The following is a 6,505-nucleotide window of genomic DNA, read 5'->3' as shown; positions in this document are numbered from 1 at the left end:
CCCGCCGACCCGCCGACCCGCCGACCCGCCGACCCGCGCCGACCCGCGCCGACCCGCGCCGACCCGCGCCGACCCGCGCCGACCCGCGCCGACCCGCGCCGACCCGCGCCGACCCGCGCGGAGTGCTGGTGCCCGGTTCGTCCTCGTTCGGCGCGTTGGGGGACGCCCCGGCAGCCGGTTGTCGGAGGGACGGCATAGACTGCTCGTCGCCACGGGGTGTGGCGCAGCTTGGTAGCGCACTCGCTTTGGGAGCGAGGGGCCGTGGGTTCAAATCCCGCCACCCCGACTGCCGCAAGCACCGGACGGCGGCACCCGGACGACCGGCACGCGGGGCATGCCCGCAGCCGGCCCCGGGTGCTGCTGGTCCGCCGTGTCGGTTCGCCTACACTCGATGGGCCGAAAGTGTGCCCAGATTCAACCGAGATCCGTCAAGGAGTACGCCTGTGAAGAGCACCGTCGAGACTCTGAGCCCGACGCGCGTGCGGCTCGCCATCGAGGTGCCGTTCGTCGAGCTCGAGCCGAGCCTCAAGAAGGCGTACCGGGAGATCGGCCAGCAGATCCAGATCCCCGGCTTCCGTAAGGGGAAGGTGCCGCCGGCGATCATCGATCAGCGGGTCGGCCGGGGCACCGTGCTCAACGAGGCGGTGCAGGAGGCGATCCCGCAGAACATCCTCGCCGCGGTCCGGGAGCACGACCTGAAGACGCTGGGCCGTCCCGAGGTCGACATCACCGAGTTCAATGACGGTGACTCCCTCAATTTCACCGCCGAGGTGGACGTCCGGCCGGAGATCACCGTGCCCGACCTGGCCTCGATCGAGGTCACCGTCGACGAGCTGCAGATCGACGACAGCGAGATCGACGAGCAGGTGAACGGGCTGCGTGAGCGTTTCGCCACCCTGAAGACCGTCGAGCGCGCCGCGGCCGAGGGCGACTACGTCCAGATCGACCTGCGGGCGACCGTCGACGGCGAGGAGGTGCCGGGCGGTTCGGCCAGCAACATCTCGCACGAGGTGGGCAGCAAGCAGCTCCTGCCGGGGCTTGACGAGGCGGTCGTGGGTCTCTCCGCCGGTGAGGACACCACCTTCACCACCCAGCTGGTGGGCGGCGACTTCGCCGGCCGCGACGCCGAGGTGCTGGTGACCGTGCGTACCGTCAAGGAGAAGGAGCTGCCCGAGCTGGACGACGAGTTCGCCCAGCTCGCCAGCGAGTTCGACACCATCGAGGAGCTGCGGGCGGACCTGCGCGAGCGGGTCACCCGGGGCAAGCGGGTCGAGCAGATCTACGCCGCTCGGGACAAGGCCCTGGAGCAGCTTGTCGCGGCCGCCGACGTGCCGGCGCCGGAAGGCGTGATTCGCGACGAGGTGGAGAGTCGCAAGGAGGCGATGGCCGACCAGCTGGAGCGCATCGGCGCCTCGATGGAGGACTACCTCGCCGCCGAGGAGAAGACCGAGGAGCAGATCGACGCCGAGCTGACCGACGCCGCCACCCAGGGCGTGAAGGTGCAGTTGCTGCTCGACACCCTCGCCGACGCCGAGGACGTGCAGGTTTCCGACGACGAGTTCGGTCACGAGATCGTCCACCGCGCCCAGCGCGCCGGTATGGCCCCCCAGCAGTACTACGACCAGCTTGTTCGCTCCGGTACTGCCGGCGCGGTCTACGGCGACGTCCGGCGGGGCAAGGCCCTCGCCTCGGTGATGGAGCGCATCACGATCAAGGACTCGGCCGGCAACGAGGTGACCATGGACGCGCTGCGTGAGGCGAGCGAGCAGGAGCACTCGCACGAGCACTGATCGCCGGATGGGGCCACCGTCCGCCGGTCGCGGTGGGTGGTGGCCCAATCCCTTTCCGGGTACGCCTTCGGCCTGCTGCGCTGAGAGCGAACAGTGCCCGGACCGGGAGTCCGGCGACCGGCCCAGCGGTTAGTGTCGGACACGACGGTACGGAGAGCGAAGGGCTGCCATGACCGACATGCACATCCCAGCGAAGCCGCTACGGGCGATCGACGCCCGCGGCGGTGACACCATTGGCAACCTCGACGACTCGGTCTACAACCGGTTGCTCAAGGAGCGGATCGTCTTCCTGGGCAGCGAGGTGACCGACCAGGTCGCCAACCGCATCTGCGCGCAGCTGCTGCTGCTCGCCGCGGAAGACCCGGACCGCGACATCAACCTCTGGATCAACTCGCCCGGTGGCTCGGTCTACTCCGGCATGGCCATCTACGACACGATGCAGTTCATCGACAACGATGTGTCGACCGTGGCGATGGGCATGGCCGCGTCCATGGGCCAGCTGCTGCTCTGCGCGGGCACGAAGGGCAAGCGTTACGCCCTGCCGCACGCCCGGATCATGATGCACCAGCCCTCCGGCGGGATGGGCGGCACCGCCGCCGACATCGCGATCCAGGCCGAGCAGATGCTGTACACCAAGCGGATGTTCCAGGAGCGCGTCGCCTACCACACCGGTCAGCAGCCGGCGCAGATCGAGGCGGACTCGGACCGGGACCGCTGGTTCACCGCCCAGGAGGCCGTCGACTACGGCTTCATCGACAAGGTGATCACGGGTGCCGCTCAGGTTCCCGAGGGCGCCGGGACCCTGAGCTGATCGAGGAGCAGACGATGACCGACCTCAGCCTGCCGCCCCAGTTCGCGGCCGTGCACAACCGCTATGTTCTGCCGTCGTTCGTCGAGCGCACGTCGTACGGGGTCAAGGAGTCCAACCCGTACAACAAGCTCTTCGAGGACCGCATCATCTTCCTCGGCGTGCAGGTGGACGACGCGTCGGCCAACGACGTGATGGCCCAGTTGCTCACCCTGGAGGGGACGGACCCCGACCGGGACATCATCATGTACATCAACTCGCCGGGTGGTTCGTTCACCGCCATGACGGCGATCTACGACACCATGCAGTACGTCCGGCCGGACATTTCGACGGTCTGCCTCGGCCAGGCCGCCTCGGCTGCTGCGGTGCTGCTCTCGGCGGGCACTCCGGGCAAGCGGATGGCCCTGCCGAACTCCCGCATCATCATCCACCAGCCGGCCACCGAGGGCGGCTACGGGCAGGGCTCGGACATCGAGATCCAGGCCAAGGAGATTCTGCGGATGCGCACCCAGCTGGAGGAGATGCTCTCCCGGCACTGCAACCGCCCGGTCGACCTGGTTCGCAAGGACATCGACCGCGACAAGATCATGACGGCCGAGGAGGCCCGCGAGTACGGGCTGGTCGACACGATCCTCACCAGTCGTAAGAAGGGTCTGTTGGCCGCGAACGCGGCCAGCTGACCCCTACCGGGTCAGAGGTCGGTCGGGCTCGTTGCCGACCGACCTCTGACACACCCGTTTTGGGGGTCGGAGAAACCTCCGGCAGCGGGTAACGTCGGGTCCGTACCGCTTCGCCGGGCGACCGGCGGGCGATAGAAGACGGGCGGAGCGTCAGCGTCCGCAGGTCGTGGCCGGGGCTCCGGCCGATGAGTGCAGGGAGAACGTAGGTGGCACGGATCGGTGACGGCGGCGACCTACTGAAATGCTCCTTCTGCGGGAAGTCGCAGAAGCAGGTCAAGAAGCTCATCGCGGGCCCTGGGGTCTACATCTGCGACGAGTGCATCGATCTCTGCAACGAGATCATCGAAGAGGAGCTGGCCGAGTCCGGCGAGGTGAAGTGGGAAGAGCTTCCCAAGCCGATGGAGATCTGCCAGTTCCTCGACAACTACGTCGTGGGGCAGGAGGGGGCCAAGAAGGCCCTCGCCGTCGCGGTCTACAACCACTACAAGCGGATCCAGGCCGAGGCGGCCGGCGCGCCGGGCGCCGGCAACGACGGGGTGGAACTGGCCAAGTCGAACATCCTGCTGCTGGGCCCGACCGGTTGTGGCAAGACCCACCTGGCGCAGACCCTGGCCCGGATGTTGAACGTGCCCTTCGCGATCGCCGATGCCACCGCCCTCACCGAGGCCGGCTATGTCGGTGAGGACGTGGAGAACATCCTCCTCAAGCTGATCCAGGCAGCGGACTACGACATCAAGCGGGCCGAGACCGGCATCATCTACATCGACGAGGTCGACAAGATCGCCCGCAAGTCGGAGAACCCGTCGATCACCCGTGACGTCTCCGGTGAGGGCGTGCAGCAGGCCCTGCTGAAGATGCTTGAGGGCACCGTCGCGAACGTGCCCCCGCAGGGCGGTCGCAAGCACCCCCACCAGGAGTTCATCCAGATCGACACCACAAACGTGCTGTTCATCTGCGGTGGTGCCTTCGCCGGCCTGGATCAGATCATCGAGGCGCGTACCGGCCATGGGGGCACCGGCTTCGGTGCCCGGCTGCGCGCCGTCTCGGACCGCTCCACCGATGACATCTTCAGCCAGGTGATGCCGGAGGACATGCTCAAGTTCGGGCTGATTCCCGAGTTCATCGGCCGACTGCCGGTGATCACGAGTGTCCGGAGCCTGGACCGCACGGCGCTGGTGAGGATCCTCACCGAGCCGCGCAACGCCCTGGTCCGGCAGTACCAGCGCCTGTTTGAGCTGGACGGCGTCGAGTTGGAGTTCGAGCGGCCCGCCCTCGAAGCGATCGCCGACCAGGCGATGCTGCGTGGCACCGGCGCTCGTGGGCTGCGCGCCATCATGGAGGAGGTGCTGCTCTCTGTGATGTACGAGGTGCCCAGCAATCCTGATGCCGCCCGGGTGCTGATCACTCGTGAGGCGGTACTGGAGAACGTGAACCCGACCATCGTTCCGCGTGAGTTCACGGGGCGCCGTGCCCGGCGCGAGCGCGAGGAGAAGTCCGCCTGAACTCGACCGGTGGCTCGGTCTACCCGACGCCAGCGGCGGCGAGACGCGGGCGGCGGCGACCGCCGTGCTGCTGGACGAGTTTCCCGCGACCGCACACTGCGGCTGGCCACCGTCCACCCGTACGCTGGCAGCCATGCGCGTCGCCGTCTGCCAGCTGAACTCCCGGGATGACCGAGAGGCGAACCTCGCCGCCGCGGAAACTCTCATCGAACGCGCTGCCGGCGCCGGCGCGGACCTGGTGTTGCTGCCGGAGTATGTCGACTACCTCGGCCCAGGCGCCGGGATGCCCGCGCCGGAGTCCGCGGCCGGCCGCGTGGGCGGGTTCTTCGCTGCCGCGGCGCGCCGGCTCGGGATCTGGCTGATCGCCGGCTCCTTCCACGAGGCCGGCCCCGACCCGGACCGCACCTGGAACACCACGCTGGTCTTCGACCGTTCGGGTACGCTCGCCGCCTCCTACCGCAAGATCCACCTGTACGACGTGGAGATTCCCGGCCGCGTTTCCTATCGGGAGTCGGCGACTGTGGCGCCCGGGGAGCAGCCGGTCGTGGTTGACGTCGAAGGGTTACGGGTGGGCCTGTCCATCTGCTACGACCTGCGCTTCCCGGAGCTTTACCGGCAACTGGCCACCGTTGGTGCCGCCCATCTGCTGGTGGTGCCGGCGGCTTTCATGATGCACACCGGGAGAGACCACTGGGAGGTGCTGCTGCGAGCCCGCGCGATCGAGAACCAGTGCTTCGTCGCGGCAGCCGGGCAGACCGGTGACCACGAACCCGGCCGCACCTGTTACGGGCGGAGCATGGTGATTGACCCCTGGGGGACAGTGCTGTCCCAGGTGCCCGACGGTCCGGGGCTCGCGGTGACCGACATCGACCTGAGCTGCCTGGACCGGATCCGTGCCGAGCTGCCGAGCCTGGCGAATCGCCGGCTCTGACGCCGCTATCCCTGAAGTAGTACGCCGACAAGCGCGAAGCCGGCGATGGCGGCTGCGGTGATCAGGAGAGCGGTGCTCATCCTGGAGGGGCCACGTCGGGCCAGACGGCCGATCGAGACCAGGACCGCGAAGAGCACGAAGGCCCCGATGAGCAGTTGCCATATCGGTAACAGCAGACCGAGCAGCGCGTCCTCGGCGAGGACCGGGCTTACGGGCCGGGACACGTCATCCATGCCTGACACTCTGGCACGTCGGAACCCCTCATGGCCGTCTGCGGGGAGACACCAGCGGAGACCGCGCCCGTACCCGAACCGACTTCGGTGAGCCGAGCCGTCGGCCGGGACCGAACACAGGGATGCCACCCGACCAGCGTCCACTGCACTCAAACTCCGCATCGATGAACGATGATTTGCCTTCTCGGGGGTGTCCGCGTAACTTTCTCTCTGCACGCGGGAGGCCGGGCAAACCGGCCGAGAACGGGCGCCAGCAACGCGAAGACCAGTCTACGCGGAGCTGAGGCCGGGCGGTGTGGAGCGACTCTGCGAGATGGAGTTGCGATCGCGAAGCCGACCGGGTAGGGTTCTGGAGCCGGCAGGAGCCGGGCGGGTTGTCCTGAGTGATGATCGGCCGGTCTGCGGTTCTCCACGATAGTCGCTGACACCGCAAGGTGGGCGATGGCGTGGGCCCCGAGCGAGTTGCGAGAAGCCTGATTGCTCAGGTTGACCTCGGAACGCAGTTCGGATAGTTTGGAGCGGTTGCCCCGGACGCGGTTCCTCAAATGAGGCCCCGGGTTC

The 6,505-nt window shown here is 68.1% G+C and carries 7 protein-coding genes and 1 tRNA gene; 6 read left to right on the top strand and 2 right to left on the bottom strand.

The annotated features are described in order from the left end of the window. Positions 1–196: hypothetical protein (locus Vse01_RS29040; RefSeq protein ID WP_204019277.1), on the bottom strand; the 196-nt coding region annotated here is incomplete at its 3' end. A 16-nt stretch (positions 197–212) separates the two neighbouring features. Between Vse01_RS29040 and Vse01_RS29035 the strand changes: the two genes are divergently transcribed. The 6 genes from Vse01_RS29035 to Vse01_RS29010 all read left to right on the top strand — a co-directional run bounded on the left by Vse01_RS29035 (position 213) and on the right by Vse01_RS29010 (position 5,711). Next, positions 213–286 (top strand) — tRNA-Pro (locus Vse01_RS29035). A 157-nt stretch (positions 287–443) separates the two neighbouring features. Beyond that, complete coding sequence (gene tig, locus Vse01_RS29030; protein WP_170863650.1) at positions 444–1,790, top strand: trigger factor; 1,347 nt, start codon at positions 444–446, stop codon at positions 1,788–1,790. Positions 1,791–1,959: 169 nt separating this feature from the next. Next, complete coding sequence (locus Vse01_RS29025; RefSeq protein ID WP_093411495.1) at positions 1,960–2,601, top strand: ClpP family protease; 642 nt, start codon at positions 1,960–1,962, stop codon at positions 2,599–2,601. A gap of 14 nt (positions 2,602–2,615) precedes the next feature. Then, the gene (locus Vse01_RS29020; RefSeq protein WP_093411492.1) at positions 2,616–3,278 is read left to right on the top strand and encodes an ATP-dependent Clp protease proteolytic subunit; all 663 of its coding nucleotides are present in this window, start codon (positions 2,616–2,618) and stop codon (positions 3,276–3,278) included. A gap of 206 nt (positions 3,279–3,484) precedes the next feature. Further along, on the top strand, positions 3,485–4,780 hold the full coding sequence (gene clpX / locus Vse01_RS29015) for an ATP-dependent Clp protease ATP-binding subunit ClpX (RefSeq protein WP_093411490.1): 1,296 nt from the start codon (positions 3,485–3,487) through the stop codon (positions 4,778–4,780). A 133-nt stretch (positions 4,781–4,913) separates the two neighbouring features. Next, positions 4,914–5,711 carry a carbon-nitrogen hydrolase family protein gene (locus tag Vse01_RS29010; RefSeq protein ID WP_093411500.1) on the top strand — a complete coding sequence of 266 codons (798 nt, stop codon included), beginning with the start codon at positions 4,914–4,916 and terminating at the stop codon, positions 5,709–5,711. A 5-nt stretch (positions 5,712–5,716) separates the two neighbouring features. On the opposite strand, the gene Vse01_RS29005 is transcribed toward Vse01_RS29010, so the two are convergent. Further along, complete coding sequence (locus Vse01_RS29005; protein ID WP_093411487.1) at positions 5,717–5,944, bottom strand: hypothetical protein; 228 nt, start codon at positions 5,942–5,944, stop codon at positions 5,717–5,719. Positions 5,945–6,505: the final 561 nt, after the last annotated feature.

It is taken from the genome of Micromonospora sediminimaris, from assembly GCF_016863575.1.
Classification (GTDB): domain Bacteria; phylum Actinomycetota; class Actinomycetes; order Mycobacteriales; family Micromonosporaceae; genus Micromonospora; species Micromonospora sediminimaris.
This window is presented reverse-complemented; position numbering and strand designations above follow the sequence as displayed.

Bases quoted from the DNA above. Each gene is read 5' to 3' on its own strand.
- Vse01_RS29025 (WP_093411495.1), top strand. From the start codon at position 1,960: ATGACCGACATGCACATCCCAGCGAAGCCGCTACGGGCGATCGACGCC.
- Vse01_RS29020 (WP_093411492.1), top strand. From the start codon at position 2,616: ATGACCGACCTCAGCCTGCCGCCCCAGTTCGCGGCCGTGCACAACCGC.
- Vse01_RS29010 (WP_093411500.1), top strand. From the start codon at position 4,914: ATGCGCGTCGCCGTCTGCCAGCTGAACTCCCGGGATGACCGAGAGGCG.
- Vse01_RS29005 (WP_093411487.1), bottom strand. From the start codon at position 5,944: ATGGATGACGTGTCCCGGCCCGTAAGCCCGGTCCTCGCCGAGGACGCG.